This window comes from Labrenzia sp. THAF191a (genome assembly GCF_009363335.1).
GTDB classification, from domain to species: Bacteria; Pseudomonadota; Alphaproteobacteria; order Rhizobiales; family Stappiaceae; genus Roseibium; species Roseibium algicola.
On sequence record NZ_CP045333.1, the window covers coordinates 1,197,114 to 1,217,702 of the forward strand.

16 protein-coding genes are annotated in these 20,589 nt (G+C 61.2%); 1 reads left to right on the forward strand and 15 read right to left on the reverse strand.

Features of this window, described 5'->3' with window-relative positions; translation table 11 throughout:
- Window positions 1-44: 44 nt before the first annotated feature.
- The 14 genes from speB to FIV05_RS05585 form a co-directional block, all read right to left on the reverse strand.
- Window positions 45-1,004, reverse strand: coding sequence for an agmatinase (gene speB / locus FIV05_RS05520; protein WP_152508938.1), 960 nt, complete (start codon window positions 1,002-1,004; stop codon window positions 45-47).
- Between the two features lie 110 nt (window positions 1,005-1,114).
- Window positions 1,115-1,705, reverse strand: coding sequence for a GNAT family N-acetyltransferase (locus FIV05_RS05525; protein WP_152508939.1), 591 nt, complete (start codon window positions 1,703-1,705; stop codon window positions 1,115-1,117).
- A gap of 7 nt (window positions 1,706-1,712) precedes the next feature.
- Window positions 1,713-2,030 carry a heavy metal-binding domain-containing protein gene (locus tag FIV05_RS05530; protein WP_023002348.1) on the reverse strand — a complete coding sequence of 106 codons (318 nt, stop codon included), beginning with the start codon at window positions 2,028-2,030 and terminating at the stop codon, window positions 1,713-1,715.
- An 81-nt stretch (window positions 2,031-2,111) separates the two neighbouring features.
- The gene (gene hisC / locus FIV05_RS05535; RefSeq protein ID WP_152508940.1) at window positions 2,112-3,173 is read right to left on the reverse strand and encodes a histidinol-phosphate transaminase; all 1,062 of its coding nucleotides are present in this window, start codon (window positions 3,171-3,173) and stop codon (window positions 2,112-2,114) included.
- A 469-nt stretch (window positions 3,174-3,642) separates the two neighbouring features.
- Complete coding sequence (locus tag FIV05_RS05540) at window positions 3,643-5,442, reverse strand: NAD(P)/FAD-dependent oxidoreductase (protein ID WP_023002351.1); 1,800 nt, start codon at window positions 5,440-5,442, stop codon at window positions 3,643-3,645.
- A 135-nt stretch (window positions 5,443-5,577) separates the two neighbouring features.
- A complete protein-coding gene (locus FIV05_RS05545) occupies window positions 5,578-7,338 on the reverse strand; it encodes a sigma-54-dependent Fis family transcriptional regulator (protein ID WP_152508941.1) in 1,761 nt (586 codons plus the stop codon).
- A gap of 115 nt (window positions 7,339-7,453) precedes the next feature.
- The gene (locus tag FIV05_RS05550) at window positions 7,454-9,538 is read right to left on the reverse strand and encodes a peroxidase family protein (protein ID WP_152508942.1); all 2,085 of its coding nucleotides are present in this window, start codon (window positions 9,536-9,538) and stop codon (window positions 7,454-7,456) included.
- A complete protein-coding gene (locus FIV05_RS05555) occupies window positions 9,535-11,994 on the reverse strand; it encodes a hypothetical protein (RefSeq protein ID WP_152508943.1) in 2,460 nt (819 codons plus the stop codon). The genes FIV05_RS05550 and FIV05_RS05555 overlap by 4 nt, the downstream gene beginning before the upstream one ends.
- Before the next feature lie 288 nt (window positions 11,995-12,282).
- Complete coding sequence (locus tag FIV05_RS05560; protein WP_286202267.1) at window positions 12,283-13,206, reverse strand: iron-siderophore ABC transporter substrate-binding protein; 924 nt, start codon at window positions 13,204-13,206, stop codon at window positions 12,283-12,285.
- A 98-nt stretch (window positions 13,207-13,304) separates the two neighbouring features.
- Complete coding sequence (locus FIV05_RS05565; RefSeq protein ID WP_152508944.1) at window positions 13,305-14,429, reverse strand: FAD-binding oxidoreductase; 1,125 nt, start codon at window positions 14,427-14,429, stop codon at window positions 13,305-13,307.
- A 39-nt stretch (window positions 14,430-14,468) separates the two neighbouring features.
- The gene (locus FIV05_RS05570; protein WP_152508945.1) at window positions 14,469-15,995 is read right to left on the reverse strand and encodes a YifB family Mg chelatase-like AAA ATPase; all 1,527 of its coding nucleotides are present in this window, start codon (window positions 15,993-15,995) and stop codon (window positions 14,469-14,471) included.
- Between the two features lie 88 nt (window positions 15,996-16,083).
- Entirely contained in the window at window positions 16,084-16,344 is a 261-nt protein-coding gene (locus FIV05_RS05575; RefSeq protein ID WP_023002373.1) for a hypothetical protein, read from the reverse strand.
- A gap of 82 nt (window positions 16,345-16,426) precedes the next feature.
- Window positions 16,427-17,623, reverse strand: coding sequence for an MFS transporter (locus FIV05_RS05580; RefSeq protein WP_082809624.1), 1,197 nt, complete (start codon window positions 17,621-17,623; stop codon window positions 16,427-16,429).
- A complete protein-coding gene (locus FIV05_RS05585; protein WP_055660346.1) occupies window positions 17,583-18,623 on the reverse strand; it encodes a hypothetical protein in 1,041 nt (346 codons plus the stop codon). The genes FIV05_RS05580 and FIV05_RS05585 overlap by 41 nt, the downstream gene beginning before the upstream one ends.
- 162 nt (window positions 18,624-18,785) lie before the next feature.
- Here FIV05_RS05585 and FIV05_RS05590 point away from each other — a divergent pair, with 162 nt between their 5' ends.
- A complete protein-coding gene (locus tag FIV05_RS05590; RefSeq protein WP_152508946.1) occupies window positions 18,786-19,694 on the forward strand; it encodes a LysR family transcriptional regulator in 909 nt (302 codons plus the stop codon).
- Between the two features lie 12 nt (window positions 19,695-19,706).
- On the opposite strand, the gene FIV05_RS05595 is transcribed toward FIV05_RS05590, so the two are convergent.
- Window positions 19,707-20,582: a LysR family transcriptional regulator gene (locus tag FIV05_RS05595; protein ID WP_152508947.1), complete on the reverse strand. Its 876-nt coding sequence runs from the start codon at window positions 20,580-20,582 to the stop codon at window positions 19,707-19,709.
- Window positions 20,583-20,589: the final 7 nt, after the last annotated feature.

The window sequence follows — 20,589 nt, forward strand, 5'->3', positions numbered from 1 at the left end:
AAATTTCACCCCGTCGGCCGGTTCGCTCCGGTCGGCGGGGTTTTTCATGTCTGGCGGTGATGCAGAACCCTGCCGATGGTGTTCATGAGAACCTGAGCCGCAAGGGTGCTTGTGGAACCGGTCGGGTCATAGTCCGGCGCAACCTCCACCAGATCGATGCCGACGATGTCGCCTTGCCTTGCCAGACCGTCGAGCAGCTCCAGCACTTCATAATAGAGAAATCCGCCGTGGCTCGGCGTGCCCGTGCCCGGTGCGATCGATGGATCGAAGGCATCGATATCGAGCGTCAAGTAGTAGCGCTTGCCGGCCGGTATCCGCGCCAGAAGCGCCTCGGTGCCGAGCTTGCGGGCGTGACGCACGGACAGGATGTCGGAGCCCATCCTGCGGGCGTCCTCGTAGCCATCTCGCGAGGTGGAGGACACGTTGCGGATACCGATCTGCGTCAGCCCGGTGACATAGGGTTTTTCCGCCGCGCGGCGCATGGGATTGCCGTGGCCATAGCGCACGCCGTGTCGTTCGTCGACGAAATCCAGATGCGCATCGATCTGGACGACGTGGATCGGGTCTTCGCCATCAAAGGCGTTGATGCAGGGAATGTTGACCGAATGGTCGCCGCCCAGCACCACCGGCAAGGCACCGGCCTTAAGGATCTTGCGTACGCCGAATTCGATGCGTCTGTGGCTTTCAATCGTGTCCGTGTGCACGATATCGGCATCACCCAGATCGACAATGCGGGTCGTTTCCGCCGGCAGGTAGGTGATGTCGTCCTCGAAATCATAAGCGCCCGCATGGCCGAAGGAAAACAGCGTCGAGGCCTCCCGGATCGCGCGCGGCCCCATGCGCGCGCCCGAACGCCACTGGGTGCCGAAGTCGAACGGAGCCCCCATGACGGCAACATCCGCATCGATGGCGTCCCAATCCGGCTGATAGGGAAACTTGCCGAAGGTGCAGATACCGACAAAGGGCAGGTTCAACCGCCCGCTTTCATAACCGTGTGAGGACATTCAAAGGCTCCTGTTGGGGACCGGCCAACTAGAGCATCATTGCGGAAGAGGGGAAAGGGCGGGGTTGAGGCAACCAAAAAAACTACTGGCTCTGAACCTGGCTGAACTCCCTAAACCTGCTTTTCCATACGTGTCGCGGAGGAAAAACCGAACAGAAGCTCGAGAAACCCGGTCTTTTCTTCCCCCACGGCCTTGAACCCCGAGCGCTCGTAAAGAGCTTTTGCCCTTGGGTTCGTGTCGATCACATCCAGCCGCACACGGGTGAGCGAGCGCTGGCGTGCTTCTTCGCCAATGGCTTTCAGCAAGGTGCTGCCGATGCCGCGGCCGCGGGCGCTTTCGGCCACAAAGATGCCGTCCATCAGCAGGCAGTCCGGCTCGATCTTGCGCTCCAGAACTTCCAGAAGAAGCCCGCGCCAGAGGCCGCCGAACGTGCCGTAAACCGCCGTCATGTCGGCGAGGCTGCCGCCGGCAAGCGCCCCATCCCGGGTCTTGTAACCGGCAAGGCCTAGCAGCCGTCCCTCCCGGTCGAGAGCGCTGATGGCAAAATCCGGGTTGAGGATGCGCTCGACAAGTCGAAGTGCTTTTTCTTCCGGGGCCAACACCTTGCCGAGCTTGCCGGAAAAGGCCTGCCAGAACAGGCTGGCGGCAATTGGCCGCTGGTCTTCCGGGAAGCCGGGCGAAATGAAAATGTCGGATGACATGGCAGGATCAGCGGATGAAGACCGCTGTCCCTGTGGCGCTGACCATCAGCATGGAGCCGTTCTGGCCTACGGTTTCGTAATCAAGATCGACGCCGATCACCGCATTGGCGCCCATCGCCTGGGCCTGCTGGCACATTTCGTCGATGGCGATCTTGCGCGCCTTGCCAAGCTCTTCCTCGTACGCACCGGAGCGGCCGCCGACAATGTCACGGATGCCGGCAAAGAAATCCTTGAAAATATTTGCGCCAAGGATCGCCTCGCCCGTCACCAGGCCCTTGTAGTCCAGATCCTTGCCCTGAATGGTGTTGGTGGTGGTGACCAGCATGCATTGTCTCCCTTTTGAACCGATGTTCGAGACATGGGTTCGTCCTCGTGGTTTTGCAAGAAACGGCGAGAATGGAAGAGGTTAGCCAGCGACAAGTCCTGCCATCGCCTTCAGCAAGGCCTCGCCTTCCTCTTCCGTTCCAATGGAAATGCGCAGCCAGTTGTCGATGCGGTCCTTGTTGAAGTGGCGCACCAGAATGCCCTCATCCCTGAGGCTTGTCAGAAGCTCCCGTGCTGCCCTTGTTTCATGCGAGACGAACAGGAAATTGGCTGCCGACGGCAGCACGTTGAACCCGAGAGAGCGCAGGCCTTCCGCCATCCGCTGCCGTTCCGTGATCACGAGGCGCCGGGTCTCCTCGAACCATGTGGTATCCTGCCAGGAGGCTTCGGCTCCCGCGAGTGCCAAGCGGTCGAGCGTGTAGGAATTAAAACTATCCTTGATCCGCTGCAGCCCCTCGATCAGGTGCGGCTGACCAAGAGCAAATCCGACACGCAGGCCCGCCAGGCCGCGCGACTTGGAAAAGGTCTGTACCACCAGAAGATTGTCGAACTCGGGAACCAGACGAGCGGCGCTCTCCGCGCCGAAATCGACATAGGCTTCGTCTACCAGCACCACCACATCCGGGTTTTGCTCAAGAACGCTTCGCACCGCGGCAAGATCAAGCGCAATGCCGGTCGGGGCGTTCGGATTGGCAAGCACGATGCCACCACACGGCCCACCAAGGCTGGCCGGATCGATCCGGAAATCATCATCGAGTGGCACAGAACGGTGCGAAATGCCGTAAAGCTCGCAATAGGTCTTGTAGAAGCTGTAGGTGATATCGGGGAACAGCAGCTTGTCCTTGCCACTGAAAAAGCCGTGAAAGGCATGGGCCAGGATTTCGTCCGAGCCGTTGCCTGCAAAAACGTGATCCACACCCAGACCGAAGCTTGCCCCGATCGTTGCCCGCAACGCACCGGCTGCCGGATCGGGATAAAGCCTCAGGCTGTCTTCGGTAGCTGCGCGGATTGCCCCGAGCGCGATGGGCGACGGGCCATAGGGATGCTCGTTCGTGTTCAGCTTGATGAAGCTGCGGTCCTTTGGCTGTTCACCCGGCGTATAGGGCACCAGCTTGCTGACTATGGGGCTCCAGAACCTGCTCATGGACCGTATCCTGACGGAAATTGCTGTGGTTTTTTCGCACAATAGGCGCCAAACCGGTGCGGTAAAAGTGATTTTGACGTTGTTCTTTTGCGGCGTTGCCGAAGCTCTGCTACGCGCAGAGACCGCTGCGTCTCGGGGCGGGAAAGTTTCACGCCTTCGGTGGGGCCGGGAGGGCGCTGTTCCAGGGCTCTCCATGCAAAGGAAGCGCTGGAACGCTTTCCAAGTTATTGTGGCACCAACCTCACCAACGTCATCCCGGCCAAGCGAAGCGCGAGCCGGGATCGGGGAGGCACGAACGCCTCGATATGAACGCTAACCTGTTGCAGCGACCCGTTGGTGGTTCCCCGATCCCGGATCTTCGCTGCGCTACGTCCGGGATGACGATGGTGAGGATGTCGTGAAAAAGGAAAGAGCCGGGGGACATTTCTCCCGGCTCTTCCATTTGGTCAGGTCCTGTCCACGTTTCCGGTCAGGACAGGTGATGGACCTGCTGCAGGCCGTAGACCGGGGTCGGCAGTCCTTCCATCCGCGCTTTCAGCTGTAGCGCCAGATACTGGGAGTAATGGCGCGACTGGTGCAGGTTGCCACCATGGAACCAGAGCGCTTCCTGCTGGGTCGGTTTCCACATGTTCCTCTGTTCGCCTTCCCAGGGACCCGGGTCCTTGGTGGTGTCGGAACCAAGGCCCCAGACCTTGCCAACCCTGTCGGCCATGTCCTGGCCCATCAGGTCGGCAACCCAGCCGTTCATGGAACCGTAGCCGGTGGCATAGACGATCACGTCCGCTTCCAGCTTCGTGCCATCGTCCAGGATGACACCGTCTTCCACGATCTCGGTGACCTGGCCACGCTTCAGCTTGATCTCGCCGTCGATGATCAGCTGGCTGGCGCCGATATCAATGTAGTAGCCGGAGCCCCTGCGCAGGTATTTCAGGAAAAGGCCGCTTTCGTCGTCGCCCCAATCCAGCCAGAACCCGGCTTTCTCCAGCCCTTCGTAGAAGTCCGCGTCCCGCTTCTTCATCTCCGCATAGGCAGGGATCTGGAACTCGTGCAGGATCCGGTAGGGCAGTGAGGCGAAGATCAGGTCCGCCTTTTCCGTCGTCACACCGGACCGGACCGCCTCTTCCGAGTAAAGCGCGCCGAGGCCTACGTCCATCAGGGTGTCGGAGCGCACGATATGGGTGGAGGATCGCTGCACCATGGTCACATCGACATCATTTTCCCAAAGCGCCGCGCAGATATCGTGCGCCGAATTGTTGGAGCCGACCACGACCGCCTTCTTGCCGCGATACTGATCCGGCCCCGGATGTCTGGACGAATGATGCTGGTCGCCCTTGAAGGTGTCCATGCCGGGAAATTTCGGAACGTTTGCCTTGCCCGACATGCCGGTTGCCATGACCAGCTGTTTCGGTTTCAGAACCACTTCCTCGCCGTCACGATCCACGACGACTGTCCATTCCTTCTTTGCTTCGTCGTAAGTTGCGGATTTGGCAACGGTCCGGGTCCAGTAGTTCAGTTCCATGACCTTGGTGTACATTTCCAGCCAGTCGCCAATCTTGTCCTTGGGGCTGAAGATGGGCCAGTTTTCCGGAAACTTGATGTAGGGCAGGTGGTCGTACCAGACGGGATCGTGCAGGCAGAGGGACTTGTAGCGGTTGCGCCAGCTATCGCCGGGCCGGTCATTCTTTTCCACGATGATTGTGGGCACACCGAGCTGCCTCAGGCGCGCGCCGAGCGCGATGCCGCCCTGGCCGCCACCGATGATCAGGCAATAGGGCTGGGTCTTGTAACCGAGGTCCGCCAGTTCACGCTCGCGCTCCTCCTTCCAGCTGGTGCGGTGCTTGCTGGCGCCGTGCTTGGCCCCCAGCGGCCGGTTAAAGCCCTTCGGCTCCTCATGGCCCTTCAGCTCGGCCATGGTTGTCAGCAGGGTCCAGATCTTGCCGCCCTTCAGCCGGATCAGGCCGAAGCAGCGGGCCCGTTCGGTATCGAACTGAATCCAAGCCGTGACGACATCGCCCTCTTTCGTCGGTATTTCACCTTCCGCGATGCGCCAGTTGCTCGGCCCCGTGGAGGCCAGTTGCTTTTCCAGCATGTCGCGGACCTGATCCTTGCCCTCGACGGTCTTGATGTTCCAGGTAAAGGCAATCAGGTCCCGCCAGTAGCAATCGTCCAGGAACATGTCCGTTGCAGCATCGATCTTGCCGTCTTCCAGCGCCTTGCCGAAAGTGTTGAGAAAAGTCTCGGTCTCGTGAACCAATGGTTTGTCGAGCATTCCAGTTCCTCCCTGTTTATGGAGGAAACAATGCAGAGCGCCCCTGCATTTTTCCATGGAACGCCCGTCAAATGATGACGTTAAGGGGCAGAAACTCCGTTTGCTGTTGCGCACGCAACAGGACGCAACAGATAGTCATGCACGCGGCTTGGGGTGTGGCTCCAGGCCGAGAGAGCGCATCCGCCGGAGCACCGTCGACCGATTGACGCCAAGCCTTCGGGCGACCTGGGACATGTTCCAGCCACAGGCGTCCAGAAGTGCTTCCAGATCCTGTTTCGGGTCGGTTTCGACGCGTCTGGACAGAGACGCCTGCGGCAGATCGGTAAGGTCGATCACATCGGTTTCTGCAAGCGCTGTCGCGACATCCAGCAAGGTCGCGAGTTCACGGATGTTGCCCGGCCAATGCCGGCCGCTGAGTTCGGCGCGTGCCGAAGGTGACAGGCGCAGGTCCCGCGGAGAGCGTCGCAACAGGCGATCGACCAGCCAGTCGAAATCCTGGCGGTGCCGGAGCGGCGGGATCCGGATGAGAGACCCGGCAAGCCTGAAATAAAGTTCCGGCCGCAATGCGCGGATGCTTGTGGAACCTGCCGGATCCTGCCGCGTGGTGGCCACCACGCGAAGGTCACTTCGATGTTCCAGCAAGGCAAGCAAGGCAGCCTGGCCCGCCTTGTCCAGATCTTCGATCCCGCGCAGGAACAGCGTTCCGGCTGCAGCGTCAGACAAAGCGCCGACCTTTTCCGGTTTCAGGGCGGAACAGCAGAGCGTATGGAACGACCGGTCGGCAGGACCCAGAACATGGATGGCCCTTGCCAGATATTCCTTGCCCGTTCCGGTTTCGCCAGACAGCAGGATGGGAACCTGCGTTGGTGCAAGCCGGGCAACTTTCGACACCACCTGCGACAGCGTCGCATCCTGCCCGCAGATGCCGCGCAGCGGCGTGGGCAAGGTCCCGGAAACGGGACTACGTGCCATGTGAGCGGCTTGCGGAGCGATGGCATGACCGTATAACCCACCACCGTCGCGCCGGCGCAGAACCCGATCTTCCGCCGGGCGGCCTCGCATCAGTGACGGCAGATCGTCGACATCGAGGTCCAGGTACATGTCGATCCGGCTTCCTATGAGGTCTGTGGAGCCGGTCGGGGCCAGACACGCGAGCGCGCCGTGCGTCATTCCCGTTATCCGTCCGCTGTCGTCCAGGGCGATGGCGGCTTCCGGATCGACTTCCAGAAACTCCGGCGATGTCGAGAAGCGCAAGACCCATTCCTTGCGCGTGGTCGCCATCAGGTTGGCCATCTCGACCCGGCGGGTGGAAGCCTTCACCAGGTTCATCGCGAGGTTCTGGCTCGATTTCGGGCTTGGGGAGCGCAGGAGGGAAATATCCAGAACCGCCGCCAGCTTGCCGCAGGTGTCGTAGATGGGGGCCGCCGTACAGGACAGCGGTGTATGCGACAGTCCGAAGTGATCGCTCTGGTGGATCGTGACGGCTTCCCCCGTCACGATGCAGGAGCCGACACCGCAGGTTCCCGCAAGATCCTCGGACCAGTCGGACCCGAGATAAAGGCCCGCCTGCCGGAGATCGTCCTCGAACCGCGGATCGCCGAAGAAGTCGACGCACACACCCTTGGCATCGGCCAGCAGCAGCACGTAGTTGTGCCCGGCCACCTGCTTGAACAGGGTGCGCAGGCCGGAACGTGCCGTCGCGATCAACCGCTCTGACTGCTCCTGATGTTCGCGCAGTTGCTGCTCGGTGACGATATGTGCCGGTTCCGGACGCGCCGGATCCATGCCGTACGTCTGGACACAGCGCCGCCAGCTTTCCGATACCAGCCCATCCCTGCCGGTCTCGTACCCCTTCAATACGCGGTCGATTTCACTCACATGTTCAAGGTCGCGCATGTCATCCTCCCTTGACACAGCACTTCACGATAGCCTTTCGGGCAGGCTTTGCAAATTTTGCCGGCGCAATTCTGCGTTCGTAAAGCTTGTGCAGCGGGGAAGCCGGCCAGGGATATCAGCCTGGCCAGGTCAGAAGCGTGTCCTTGTTGATAGTGAAATTCGCATTCGGCCTTCTGGCGTTGGCGGCAACGTTGAGATCGACAATGTTCTGGAAGGTGGACGTCGCCTCGATTTCCGTCATGCCATACTCGGTGAAGACCTCCGGACCGAAGATATTCTTTGCCAGAAGCGGGTTGGTGAGTGCCTGGGAGAAGGCGTCGGAGCCGACCATCGCCAGAAGCAGGGGCGGCAGCGGGTGCGCCCGCATCTGGTCTTCGGCCAGCAGTCCGATGGGAAGATCGACCCGGTCGATGCCGCGCACGCCGTTCCAGTCGGGATAGAGTGCTTCCAGCTCTCCCGCCAGACCGGCGTCGCCTCCGGTCAGTTCCAGGAAACTGTCGTACGGACGCAGCTTCCAGGAGGCGCGGTAGGCGTTGAAGGGGGCGAGCCGGAACCTGCGGGCAAACGCCAGCGTGCGCTCTTCCGCGCCTTGCAGGAAGAACGGGGTGTTGTGAAGGGTCAGCTTGCCTGCCCGCTGGCTCGCCGCCGCATCAATGACCGTCTCGACGCCGTGTTTTTCGATGATCGTGTTGTTGAAGCGGAAATTCTCGTTCTCCAGTGCCTCGCCCTGGAACAGGAACCGATCCGGAACCATGGCATGCCAGCGGTAGAGCAGATCGAATTCCAGCGAGATCCGGTTGGTGCGGTACCAAAGGCGCTTGTCCGCATCGCCAGGCTCCACGAAGATCTTGAACGGCGAATTGGCAAGGTGGTTGATATAGTCCTCGATGATGACCTTGAGCAGCTTGACGATGTTGATGTTGCGGGCCGTTTCGAAGACGCGGTCCGGACCGAAGTGCGGGTTCCGTTTGCCGATCTCGCGCGCGAGACGATTGTGCTCGCGCAGGAAGATCGTGTTGAGCGCGCTGTAGAGGATCGTGGAATTGGCCCGTTCCAGGCCTGCCGCATAGTGGCATTTCCAGCGCTCCGGCGTGACGGCCCAATCCCCGATACCGGCCAGGAGTTCCCGAAGCTTTTTCGCCGCGCCCCATTCCGGATCAGCCCCCAGGAAGGTCGTTGCCCACATGGGCATGAAGTGAATGCCGGCAAACTCGGCTTTGACTGCCAGATCCGGGCCCGCAAGCAGCGGTGGCAGTTCGCCGACGGGCGTCTGCCTGGACTTCAGAAAAGCGCCTTCCCGTAAAAACGAGGTGGTTTCCTCGCCAAGACCATAGATCTGGCAAAGATCGATTTCGTGGTTCGAGGTGTTCAGCCGTTTGTTGAGCGGATGAGTGCGCAGGAAACTGTCGGTGAACCACTGGGCAAAGAAGCAGAACAGCGTGCTGGTGTCGCTCTCGACCATCGCCTTGCGCCGGTAAAGTTCCGCCACCCTTGGCACTTCCGGCAGGGCATCGACAAATTCCTGATCGACGGGTGGCAGGTGCCGGCCGGTGTAGCGGCGGTCAACCAGACCCGGCCAGCTGGCGAAGGTGCTGGTGGTCTTTTCCGGATCCTTTGGCCCCGCAACCATTTCCAGATGCGTTTCCGGGTCATGCGGCGTCCAGAGGGAGAGCGGCAGCGGACGACCGGGAGGCGCGTTCGAGATGCCGTTGATGACAAGACGGTTGATCACCCGGCTGAGCGGACCGCAACGCTTGACCAGCCGGACGAGGGCGGGAAAGGCCTCGGCCAGTTTCAGTGCCTGGCCGCCGATGAAACCGAGGATCCGCTTGTGGAGCGGCGGGTCCCGCAGGACGTCTCTCTCGGAGCGGGCGCCGAGCAGATCCAGAAACGGCACGAACACCAGTGCATAGAGGATATGCGGCCAGACGTGGTGGTGCCAGACATCCTGCAGCACGAAGATGAACACAATGGCGACGACAACATTGCCGCCGATGAAAATCCAGTAGCCGATGCGCAGTCGCCGGAACATAAGCCAGTTGGCATAGGCGCCGGCCCCCAGCGCCAACCCGAGGACCATGTGTATCGGATCGAAATCGTAGCGGAAGAATTCCTCGACGCCGCGATAGGCCATGATCGTCCCAACGAGCAGGCAGATGATGTCGAGAAACGTTCCCTTGAAGGATGCGCTAAGCCTCATGACCGCCCCGCATATTGCTTGGATTTGAGATATTCGATCAGTGCGGATTTCTCGCCGTCCGGAAGACCGGTGCCGTAAAGATGTCCACCATTGCCATTGCCGGTCAGCTGCGTGTCGAACAGGAAGCCACTTTCGCAGGCAAAGCCGACGTCCACCGGATCGAAATCCGTGCAGCCGCGATAGAAGGTCGCCGGACGTTCTTCCGGCGCTGACAAAAGCGCCCGCAGCGTCGGCACGGAACCATTGTGGAGATAGGGCCCGCGTGCCCAGATGGCGTCCAGCGGCGTGTTGGCATAGCCGTCCGTTGCCCGGTAGTGCGAGAACCGCCAGGTGTACCCCTTCCCGACATCGCCGAAACGGCTGACGAAGGCTTCGTCGAAGAGATCGGATCGTGCCGGGTCTGTCTGAAGGTCAGCAAGCGGCGTGACCTGCCCGAAGCTCTCGCCTCCTGGGTCATGACACGTGCCGCAGCCTTCCCTCTCGTAAATTGCAGCGCCGTCTGCTGCCATGTCAGCATTGACTGGCAAGGGGTAGGCGGGCGGCGGCAGGTCCCGCAGCCATTCCGCCTGAGCATCGATCAGCCCGCGTTGCAGCAGCCATTCCTTGGCGCCGCCGGCAAGGGCGGCGGAATAGTTGCGCTCGATCAGCGAATTGTTGTTGCCGTCCCAGTGGAACCAGCCCCCCTCGCGGATGCCCTGGTTCCAGACCGAGGGAAAGTCGACCGTTCCGACCGCCTCGTCCTTTTCCGGGCCATAGCCCCAGCGCGCGCGCCAGTTGTTGCCCGCGTCCGTGCGCCCGGGGCCATGCTGCGGTTTTACCTTCATCCAGCTGAAAGCGGTCGCCAGTCCATCGGCCTGGTCCTTGATGCCGGGTACAAGAATGGTGCGCACCAGAAGACGGTCGATTGGGCCCAGAGGTCTGCCGGCCTGCGCGGCGCTTTCAATCACCGCATCCGCCGTCAGCTTGTCGCTTGCGGCAACGTAGCCAAGGAACAGGATGTAGGACTGGATATCGAGCTTTTCGGCAGGTGCACCCAGCAACAACATGGTGTTGCCGCCGGCGGTGACCTCCACGCTGTGGCAGGTGGCGCAATTGAAACCGACCCTCCGCACACCGACGCGCCGGATGCTGAAGCCGATCGGAAGTTCCTGTCCCGGTTCCTCGATGAAGCCGAATGTGTGCCAGCCTTCGGGCAGCTCGTCCTTGAAAATTGTCGGCAATTCGCGCCAGACCATATAGGGGAAACCGTCCCATTCGGCGCCGATGGAACCGTATTTGAATTCGGCGACCGGATTGTCAAAGGTTTGTGGCGGACCCGGCTTGATGGTGAGGCGCTTGCCTTCCAGGACCAGGCAGGCGATCAGCAGCAGCGCGGCGACAATCGCCAACCAAAGCGGCATGCCGTCGTTTCTGGGTGATACGGAGGGTTGTTGCATCTTGTAGCTTTCCGGAATGCCGGCAAAGACGGGTGGAACAACGCCATTGACTTCATGCCGCTTGCGAGCGGCACTCTCGTAGGCTTGTCGCCGGGCAAGGTTGATGGCGCCGACGGGCTCGTGCGCCGGCAGGCTGTTCCAGGGTGAAAAGGCGATGTTTTCCGCCAGTGGGGCGTGTTGATCGACGTCCTGCTGAAAGATCTCCAGCGTCGCCAGCTTTTCGTGACGCGCGCCAGGTGCTCCCGACCAGGCAATCGACGGATCATCAACCGGCTGCGCGGCCGGATCTATCTGCACATCGACGCCGAATTCAAAAGTGACCGGGCAACGGATCAGGGTTTCCCTCAGCGCGACGGCCAGTTGATCGCGTCCGGACCAGACCTCAGGCGGATCCACCGGCACCGGCCTTGGCGCCGCGGTATATTTCACCAGTCGATCGCCAAGCCGATATGGCGTGGTGCTGAAGTATCGGCTTGCGAGCGGAGACACCGGGCGATGAGAGACAAAGGCCCGGATCCTGCCGAAGAGATAGAAGCCGGTGAACAGAAGCCTGGACAGGGGCTTCAGGCGGGCAAGACCGCGTTTCAGCAGCAGGGTGTTGATGTCGTCATAGTCGCCCAGGTCACCGGTGAAAAAGGTTTCATGGTCGACGAGAATGAAGTCCTGCACCCTGCCGTCCGGGTTTTCAGCCGACAGCCACTCCCTGTCGATGCCCAGCACCTTGATGGCCATGCCGTGGGCGTCCCGCTTCCGGTCATCCAGCTGGCGGCCATTGGAAAACCGGACAAGGGCGTCATATGTGCCCGGCAAGGCGAAGAGACCGTGACGCAAGTCCTCCGGCACTTCGCCGATAATGAAGCGCGCGCGGACACAGCCGTGATGTTTCGGATGCTGTGGGCGGCGGGCCAGACCGGGAACCGTGGAAATGGCCTCGGCATTGGTACGGGCAATGCTGTCGATCAGCCCCGCGTCTCCGCCGGTTTCCGATATGCCCGGCCGTGCCGGTTCTCTCGAGGCCATTCAGCCCGCCCTCTCGCGTTGGTGGGTCAAACGCATGGTCCGGCTCTTCAACCGCCGATGCGTTTAATTACCTTACGTAAGGCTAGCTCTTATTTTCAGGGAAGGGAAGGTTTCCGGCCGTTGCCCGTCACGGTGGTGTGACGGCATCCTTTTGAAATACAACCTGATTTGGCTACCGGGTTGTATTTCTTCGCTCCGACAATCATTTCTGCTCCGTGCCAGACGCTCGGGATGACAAGGTGGCCCGGGTCAAAACTTTTGATCCGGGCCCTGTTGCTTCAAAGGAGTTCAGTTGGAACTGAGGTCGACATCCGTCCCGTAGATCCGGGCGATGTCCCGAAGCATTGCGCGGGCTGCAAGAATGCCCTGCGACGTTGCCCAGACACCGTCATCGACCTTGTGGGCGTTTCCCGCCTTGACGACCTCCAGATTGGCCCAGAGAGGGTCTTTCAGCGTCTCCCCCTCCAGGGCCGTGCCCTCTCCATTGCCGGTGTCATATGTCAGGTAGAACATCCGGTTGGCTTCCATGTTCGGGATGCTTTCCTTGCCGACGGCAAGAGCCAGACCGTCCTGCGCCTGTACCTCGGGCCGCTTGAAACCAATGTCGTTCAGCACAACACCGGAGAAACTGTCATGGCGATAAACGTAAAGCTGGCCGGGCACGAAACGGACGACGGAAACCGTGTCCCCGGCATTCTCGCCGAGGGCTGAGCGCAACCGGGCAACGTCGGCCTCATAGTCACTGACGAGCGCTTCTCCTTGCGCCTTCATGCCGACCGAGCTGGCATAGAGCTTCATGTTGTCCTTGAAATCCGTGGCATTCACAACGAACACCGTGGGCGCAATGGCGGAGAGCTGAGGATAGATTTCCTCGTGCCGCTTCTTGCTGCCGAGGATCAGATCCGGCTCGAGCATGGCCAGCCGTTCCAGATTGACCGCAAGCTCCGTACCCACAACTTCAACTCCCGCCATCCGGTCGCCCAGATGCGGGTACCAGGGATCGCCATACCAGGATGACGCAGCCCCAACAGGCGTCTTGCCCAGCATGAGCATTGCCTCGGTGCCTTCGTTGGTGAGAACGACAATCTTTTGCGGAGTGTCCGGCACCTCGGTGGTGCCCATGGCATGGGTGATCTCGGCAGCGGACAGGGCGCCGGGCAACAAGGTTGGCAACAGGGCCGCGCAAAAACAAAGGCTGGAAAGAAAACGCAAGGGGGATCTCCGGCATTACAGGTTATCTGGCTTGCCGAACCCCGACTGGCTTGAGGAATTTTTTCCTGGAAATTGCAGTCTTTGTCAAATGAAGAAGCTCAGGCCTGCAGGAACCGTCCAGGTGCAAGCTGGTCCTGTGTGATACCGCAGGCGGACAGATCACCCGGCAGGTTCCGGCCGGCAACGAGGGCCGCCAGTGCCCTGCCCATCGCCGGGGATGTCAAAACCCCGCATCCCCCCTGGCCTGCGCTGGCAAAATAACCCGGATGATCGGGAAATCCGCCGCAGACAGGGTTTCGGTCAGGCGCAAACGTGCGCAATCCTGCCCAGCTCGCGGATGGACGCGGCACGGCCAGCTCGGTGCCGATGCCGATATGATGGATCGCCTCTGCAAGGCGAAGATCATCTGCATAAACCTCTCCCGGAGAAACTGGATCAGCCTCTGCCGGTGACGCCGTGAAGCCGTGCGGCTGCGGATGGACGTACCAGGTGTAATCGGCTGTCGTGACATGTGGCCAGACACCGGCGTCCTGACGGTGAAGCGGAAATGTGAAGGCCGAACGGCGAAAGGCCTTGAGGCCAAGCGCCGGGACGCCGGCAAGATCCGCAATCCGGTCCGCCCAGGCCCCGGCCGCATTGACCAGAACGGGCGCCGACACCGTCCGGTCTCCGGCCGTCACCTGCCATGTGTCGGCAATCCGCCGGATGGAAGTGACCTCCGCCTTGCAGACGAAGCGAGCGCCATTGGCAGCCGCCGCCTTGCGATAGGATTGCAGCAGCAGATCGGCATCGATATCCATCGCATCTGCTTCGAAAACGCCCGCATGAACCCGTTCCGGCCGGAGGGCCGGAAACAGGGCCAAAGCCTCTTGTCTGTCAACAAACCGGCAGTCTGACCCGGCCTCCTGCAGCCTTGCCATCAGCCTGTCCAGAACAGGCCGATGCTCCTCACGCCCAACCGTCAGGCAGCCGCGGGGCGCGACAAGCGTCTGCTCGCAAAATTCCGGCGGCGGCGCCTGAAAGAACGCACGGCTTGCGGCGGCCAGCGCGCGCATTGTGTTGGCGGAAATGCCGGCCGTGAATTGCCCTGCCGTGCGGGCTGAAGACTGCGTTGCCAGCGCCGGCTCGCGCTCCAGAAGCGTCACTTGCGCAAACTCGGACAGAAAACAGGCCGCGCTCAGCCCGGCAACACCGCCGCCGATGATGATGACGTCTGCTGTCATTGCGTCAGACAATCCCTCGCGGTCTCACGGTCAACGCTGTCACGCCGCCTTGCGGGACATGTCTTCGCCGCGGTAACTCAAGGCCTCCGCCAGATGAATGCGGCCAACCTGATCCGCACCGTCCAGATCGGCCAGCGTGCGGGCGAGTTTGAGGACGCGGTGATATCCGCGCGCGCTCAGGGCAAGACGCTCGGCGACATCGCGCAGGAAAGCGAGCCCCTTGTCGTCCGGCCGTGTCATGGTTTCGACAATCGATGCAGGTGCCTGGGCATTTGTGCGGCAGGCAAGGCCAAGTTCCAGGAAGCGTTCTGCCTGGATGCTGCGCGCTTCAGCGACCCGAGCGGCCACGACGACTGACGGTTCGCTGGCCGCAGGGCCGATCAGGTCTGCCGCCGTAACGGCCGGAACCTCGATCCTGACGTCGATCCGGTCAAGCAGCGGTCCGGACACCCGGGCCTGATAGTCGATGACGCAGCGCTCGCCCCGGCGGCACTGGTGGCCCGGCTCGCCCGCATGGCCGCAGCGGCAGGGGTTCATGGCCGCCACAAGCTGGATGCGGGCCGGATAGGTGACCCGGTGGTTTGCGCGGGCAATTACAGCTTCGCCCGATTCCAGCGGCTGGCGCAGACTGTCGAGAACCTGCGGATTGAACTCGGGAAGCTCGTCGAGGAATAACACTCCGTTATGGGCGAGCGAGACCTCTCCGGGCCGGGCGCGCATCCCGCCTCCGACAAGGGCGGCCATGGAAGCGGAGTGATGCGGCGCGCGGAAGGGGCGTCGATCGGTTAATTTGCCTTCGGCCAACTCGCCCGCGAGCGAGGCGATCATGGACACTTCCAGAAGCTCGCGCGGGGTCAGGGCGGGCAGGATGGACGGCAGGCGCTGCGCCAGCATGGATTTGCCTGAGCCGGGAGGACCGGTCATCAGAAGGTTGTGCCCACCGGCAGCGGCAATCTCCAGCGCCCGTCTGGCGCTTTCCTGTCCCTTGACCTCTGCAAGGTCCGGCAGCACACCGGCGTTGCCGCGCAGCCGGGCCACCGGCCGGGAGAGCACCTGTGTTCCCTTGAAGTGATTGGCGAGCTGGATCAGCGAACGGGGTGCGAGAATGTCCATGTCTGCGTCGGCCCAGGCAGCCTCGCCGCCGCTGGCTTCCGGGCAGATGAGGCCCTTGCCGATGCCGTTGGCGCCCATGGCGGCCGGCAGGACACCAGCAACAGGTGCAAGCGTGCCGTCGAGACCAAGCTCGCCCAGAACAACGTATTTTTCCAGAAATTCAGCCGGTATGGCGCCGATGGCGGCCATCACGCCCAGCGCGATCGGCAGATCGTAATGCGAGCCTTCCTTGGGCAGGTCGGCAGGGGCGAGATTGACTGTGACGCGTTTGGCCGGCAGGGCCAGGCCTGAAGCGGCAAGCGCCGCGCGAACTCGTTCCCGACTTTCTGCAACGGCCTTGTCCGGCAGGCCGACGATGGTGAAGGCAACCATACCCGGCCCGACATGCACCTGCACGTCTACCGGAACTGCCTCGATGCCCCGAAACGCGACCGTCGTGATCCGGCTGACCATATTCACCTCTACTTACAGATGCAGGTCAACGAAGCATATGTCGATAAAAGACGCAAGAACAAATATGGAACAGACGAGGTCTGCCCGGTCAGGATACCAGCACGCGCAACTTGCTTCCGCTGGCAACAGTGAAGTTGGCGCGGGTCAGAACAGCATCCAGATAAGCGGGCACCTTAAAGTCTTCACTCGGCTGCAAACCGTTGGTTTCCAGCCAGTCGGACACAAGCTCAAGGAGCCGGTCGGGGTCTTTTTCATAGAGGGCCCGACACAGCTCCATGTCGAGCTTGGCCCCGGCGGTGTTGGCGGCGGTGAGTATCATCGATCCAATCGCATTCTGTTCATCAATCATAGCGTGCTGCCAACATGCTTGCAATTTCCGGGAAAGGCCAGCACATAGCGGTTATGTGGGCGTTGGCCACCATAACCCGCTGTTATGGTCTGACCCCTTCGGCCTGCCTTCCGGCCGCAAAGCCCGCCAGGCCGCAGCACAGAAGCCCGGCTGCGAAGAAAAGTGCCGAATGGCCGACAACCGGAATGAGAAAGCCGCTCAGCACGGGCCCGACCCCCTGCCCCAGGGAAATCAGGAAGAAGGTAAAGCCGAACCCGATGGACGGTGCCTGCCGGAACAGCCTCATGCTCCACATGCCGAAAAGGGCGGTCATCACGATGAAACCGACGCCGAAACAAGCCGCTGACACGTAGATCCCGAGCCTTGTTTCCACCAGCAGCGGCAGAGTGCCGATTGCGGTCCCGACCAGAACCGCCAGGACACGATAGGCAGCCTGCAAACCCCAGCGATCGACAAGACCACCGGCGAAGCAGCCGGTAACGCCCGAAATGCCCAACACGATCCAGAACAGGATTGCGTCTCGTGGATTGCCCGTCAGCATGGTCAAGAGTTCGACGGCATAGGTCCAGTAGACAGCGGTGACGATGCCGAAAAGAAACGCCGCGACAAACAGTCCGCGCGCTGTCCGATCCATAAGGATCCAGACGGACACCCTGGGCCGGGCATGTTCCAGATGCACGCTGCGCCTGGGCAAGGTGGCTGCGTTCCAGATGGTTACACTGAAGGCGATAACCGCGAAAACCAGCCAGGCGAGCCGCCAGTCACCACCGGCGAAGAGAGCCAGCGGCCCGGCAAAGGCAACGCCGAAACCGGTGCCGGAGTTGATCCAGGCATAGACGCTGTTCTGCCGGCTGAGTTCCGTATGACGCACGATGACATCGGAAAAGGGCGGATAGGAAAGGCCCGGGCTTGCTCCTGCAACGAAGACGCCAAGCGCCAGTATGAACGGCGTCTGTGCCAGGGCGATCATGGCCATGCCTGTTGTGGCGGCGAGGCCGCCGAGCAGGATCGGCAGGCGCGGTTCGAACACCGTCGACAGCCAGGAACCGACGAAAGTCGCCGCCAGATACCCCAGATAGGACAGGCCGGCGATCAGGCCGACCGTCTCCGGCGACAGCGCGAATTCCTGACGGATTTCCGGCAGGAACAGGCCAAAACAATAGCGTGCCAGTCCGTAGGTGACAGCGACGATGGCCAGGCCCGCGGCAGTAAGACCGCGGGTCTGTGCCAAGGTCATCTCAAACCCGGCGGGAGAGCTGGAAGTGAAGTGTCTGGTCATCCGTGTAGCTCTCGCCGAATATTTCGAAATGGCCACCCTCCTGCCGGTACGAGCGATACTGATCGCGCGTGAGTTTCAGGCAGAAGTTGGAAACATGCAAGTTTCTTCCGCTGATTGAATGCGCGAATTCTTCGGCCAGAATGGCCACTTGCGCACTCTGGCCATCCTCAAACACGACAGGCAGCAAAAAGAAACGATTCAGCGTCGGCAAACTGCGGTCCACCGCGCGTTCGAACGCGATGCGCGAAAACCGCTGCATGGCCGGGTGGGCGTAAAAGCCGGAGATCTTGTCGGTCTGTTCGATGGTGTAGAGCTGGCTTTCGGACAGCAGCAGGTCTCCTGGCCGGGTGATGTCTCGCAGCCAGCCGTTGACCACTGCCGGATCGTCATTGCCTTCCTGAAAACCGAGCATTGTCACGAGTGCGGGCGGCGCACCGTCTTCGATCATGTCTTCCAGGCGGCAGGCCTCGAAAGGCGCGGTGACAAACTCAAGTGGAGTGTCCGGCAGGATCGCCGCGAGGGCTGCCCGCATCGGCGCAGCCGACATCGGGTTGATGTCGACGGCGATATAACGATCTATGATGACGCCCAGGCCCTGCAGTGTCTTGAGAATGAACCCGGTCTTGACCGGCTCCGGCCCCAGTTCGACATACACCAACCGCTCACCTGCAAGCTCGGTTGCAATCCGCCCGCAGCTTTCTTCCAGCGCCGCCCGAAAAGACCTGCCGTCTTCATGAATTCGGCCAAGCGTGTCCGATGCGATGCCGGTCTCGTTCAGCTGGCGCATCAGCTGAAACACCTCGTCCAGAGGCCCGGTTGCGGTCTCCGAACTGCCTTCGTTTGTGTATTTCACCCGGTTGTCCTGGGTCAGGATCGTATCGAGACTGAATTCCGTGTGGCAGGCAATTGCCCTGTGAACTCTTTGTTGCAGCGAAAGGGGGCCGGTCGTCTGGTGATCTGGCCCATGCTCCGGCTGGCCATAGGAAAGCGCTAAAGTCATGGCGGATACCTGTTTTGACAAAAGAGACTCTCGGATTACGGGATTTTTTACCGACCCTTAAATTTATAATTGAAGCGCCCCATAATGGAACGTTATGCTTGTGTGGCGCTGGACCGGCGGAAAACCGCATAGGTCGTCTTGCGCTAAAACGGAGGCAGGGACATGACCATAGGCCGTTTTAATATCGAGTTGCTGGAAGCCTTTGTGGCTGTTGCCGAAGCAGGCAACGTCACACATGCGGGATCTCGGTTGAACCGCACACAACCCTGCGTCAGCACTCAGCTGCGGCGTTTGGAGGAACGGGTCGGCAAGCCGCTGATCGAGCGCAGCGCGCGCACAATGAACCTCACGCCCGCCGGGCGTATCCTCTATCAGCACGCCACGGAAATCCTGCGCTCACACGAGGAAGCCAGGTTGCGCCTGTCTGCACCGGAACTGACCGGCACGGTGCATGTCGGCCTGCCAGAATGGTATGCGACCGGCCAGCTGCAATCGATTTTCTGCAATTTCGTGCGCATTCACCCCAACGTGAAACTAGAGATGACGGTCGCCGACAGCGCCACACTGCACGAAATGTTGTCCAACAACGAAATCAACCTCGCAATAGCCCTTGTCTCGTCAACCAAGCAGATGCCGGTCGAGATATTCGAGGAACCGCTGCACTGGGTGGTTGGCGACAACTGCCCGCTAACCGATCCGCTGCCATTGATCATGTTTCCCGAACCCTGCCCTTTCCGGGAAATCTCCTTCGGTTCGCTCGCCCGCGCCGGACGGCAGTGGTACGAGCGCATCACCACCACCAGCGTTGCCGCCGCCCAGGTGGCCGTTCTGTCGGGTGCGGGCCTTTGCTGCCTGCCGTCGGGAGCCATTCTGGAAGGCTTCAAGATCCTGAAGGAGCAGGATGGCTTTCCGAAGCTTCCAGCAACACAGCTCGCGATCTACACCCAGTCGACAACGCAATCGCCCATCGTCGATTATCTGGAAGAACATCTCAACGACCTCCTGCAGAACGCCATCGCGCCGCGCTCGGCGCTGGCTGGCAAGATACAGCCGGATTTGCGGGTGGTCTGACGGCCTCAAGCCTCAGGCCCGTTCTGCCAGGATTTCCAGCAGCTTCCTGTGCGCCTCGACCGGTTTGCGGTCGACGCGCCAGACAAGATAGGTGACGGTTTCGCCAAAAGGCGGCGGGAGCGGGGTCGTCGTCAACTGGTCGGCATTGCGAAAGCCCAGGACAGCGCTTTCCGGAGCAACCGTGAACCCGAGACCGGCCTCCACACAGCCCAGAATTCCTTCCAGCGTGCCCATTTCCGTTACTTCCCTGTCGCTCTGGCCGATACTGCCGAGCCACGCCTGCGCCGCCGCCCTGTAGCTGCAGCCATGGCGAAAGGCCAACAGGGGGCCCTGCGCCGAAGTGGCCGGACCACTGGCGCAGACAAGCTGTTCGCCGAAGGCACGAACCGCCTGAAACCTGGCCTTGTCGACAGGCCCGGCGACAAAGGCGGCATCGATCTTCTGATCCCACACCTTTGACAGCAGGTCTGCGGTCGGGCCGGTCATCAGGGAAAGCGGTGCTGCGCTTTTGTCTCTCAGACGTTTGAGAAGAGCGGGCAGGCGAACGGCTGCCGTTGTTTCCATGGAGCCGAGCCTGAGCGGCGCACCTGCCCCGGCAGCTTCCAGAAGATCGCGCTCGGCCGCCGCAAATTGTTGCAGAAGCACGATCGCGCGCGCATGGACCTGTTCACCGAATTCCGTCAGCCGGGCCCCGGCCTTGCTGCGCTGGAAGACCTTCTGGCCGAATTGTTCCTCAAGACGCCGAATTCGGGAGGTGACGTTCGACTGCACGCAATTCAACGCCTGGGCAGCTCCCGAAAAGGAGCCTGTCTCGGCGACTGCCATCAGTGTTTTCAAAAGCACGATGTCCATACCATCCAAATTAAAGATATCAAATTCCTTCTTCAATCATTTT

Bases quoted from the DNA above. Each gene is read 5' to 3' on its own strand.
- FIV05_RS05545 (WP_152508941.1), bottom strand. From the start codon at position 7,338: ATGCGCGACCTTGAACATGTGAGTGAAATCGACCGCGTATTGAAGGGG.
- FIV05_RS05570 (WP_152508945.1), bottom strand. From the start codon at position 15,995: ATGGTCAGCCGGATCACGACGGTCGCGTTTCGGGGCATCGAGGCAGTT.
- hisC (WP_152508940.1), bottom strand. From the start codon at position 3,173: ATGAGCAGGTTCTGGAGCCCCATAGTCAGCAAGCTGGTGCCCTATACG.
- FIV05_RS05525 (WP_152508939.1), bottom strand. From the start codon at position 1,705: ATGTCATCCGACATTTTCATTTCGCCCGGCTTCCCGGAAGACCAGCGG.
- FIV05_RS05575 (WP_023002373.1), bottom strand. From the start codon at position 16,344: ATGATTGATGAACAGAATGCGATTGGATCGATGATACTCACCGCCGCC.
- FIV05_RS05590 (WP_152508946.1), top strand. From the start codon at position 18,786: ATGACCATAGGCCGTTTTAATATCGAGTTGCTGGAAGCCTTTGTGGCT.
- FIV05_RS05550 (WP_152508942.1), bottom strand. From the start codon at position 9,538: ATGAGGCTTAGCGCATCCTTCAAGGGAACGTTTCTCGACATCATCTGC.
- FIV05_RS05565 (WP_152508944.1), bottom strand. From the start codon at position 14,429: ATGACAGCAGACGTCATCATCATCGGCGGCGGTGTTGCCGGGCTGAGC.
- speB (WP_152508938.1), bottom strand. From the start codon at position 1,004: ATGTCCTCACACGGTTATGAAAGCGGGCGGTTGAACCTGCCCTTTGTC.
- FIV05_RS05580 (WP_082809624.1), bottom strand. From the start codon at position 17,623: ATGACCAGACACTTCACTTCCAGCTCTCCCGCCGGGTTTGAGATGACC.
- FIV05_RS05585 (WP_055660346.1), bottom strand. From the start codon at position 18,623: ATGACTTTAGCGCTTTCCTATGGCCAGCCGGAGCATGGGCCAGATCAC.
- FIV05_RS05530 (WP_023002348.1), bottom strand. From the start codon at position 2,030: ATGCTGGTCACCACCACCAACACCATTCAGGGCAAGGATCTGGACTAC.
- FIV05_RS05540 (WP_023002351.1), bottom strand. From the start codon at position 5,442: ATGCTCGACAAACCATTGGTTCACGAGACCGAGACTTTTCTCAACACT.
- FIV05_RS05555 (WP_152508943.1), bottom strand. From the start codon at position 11,994: ATGGCCTCGAGAGAACCGGCACGGCCGGGCATATCGGAAACCGGCGGA.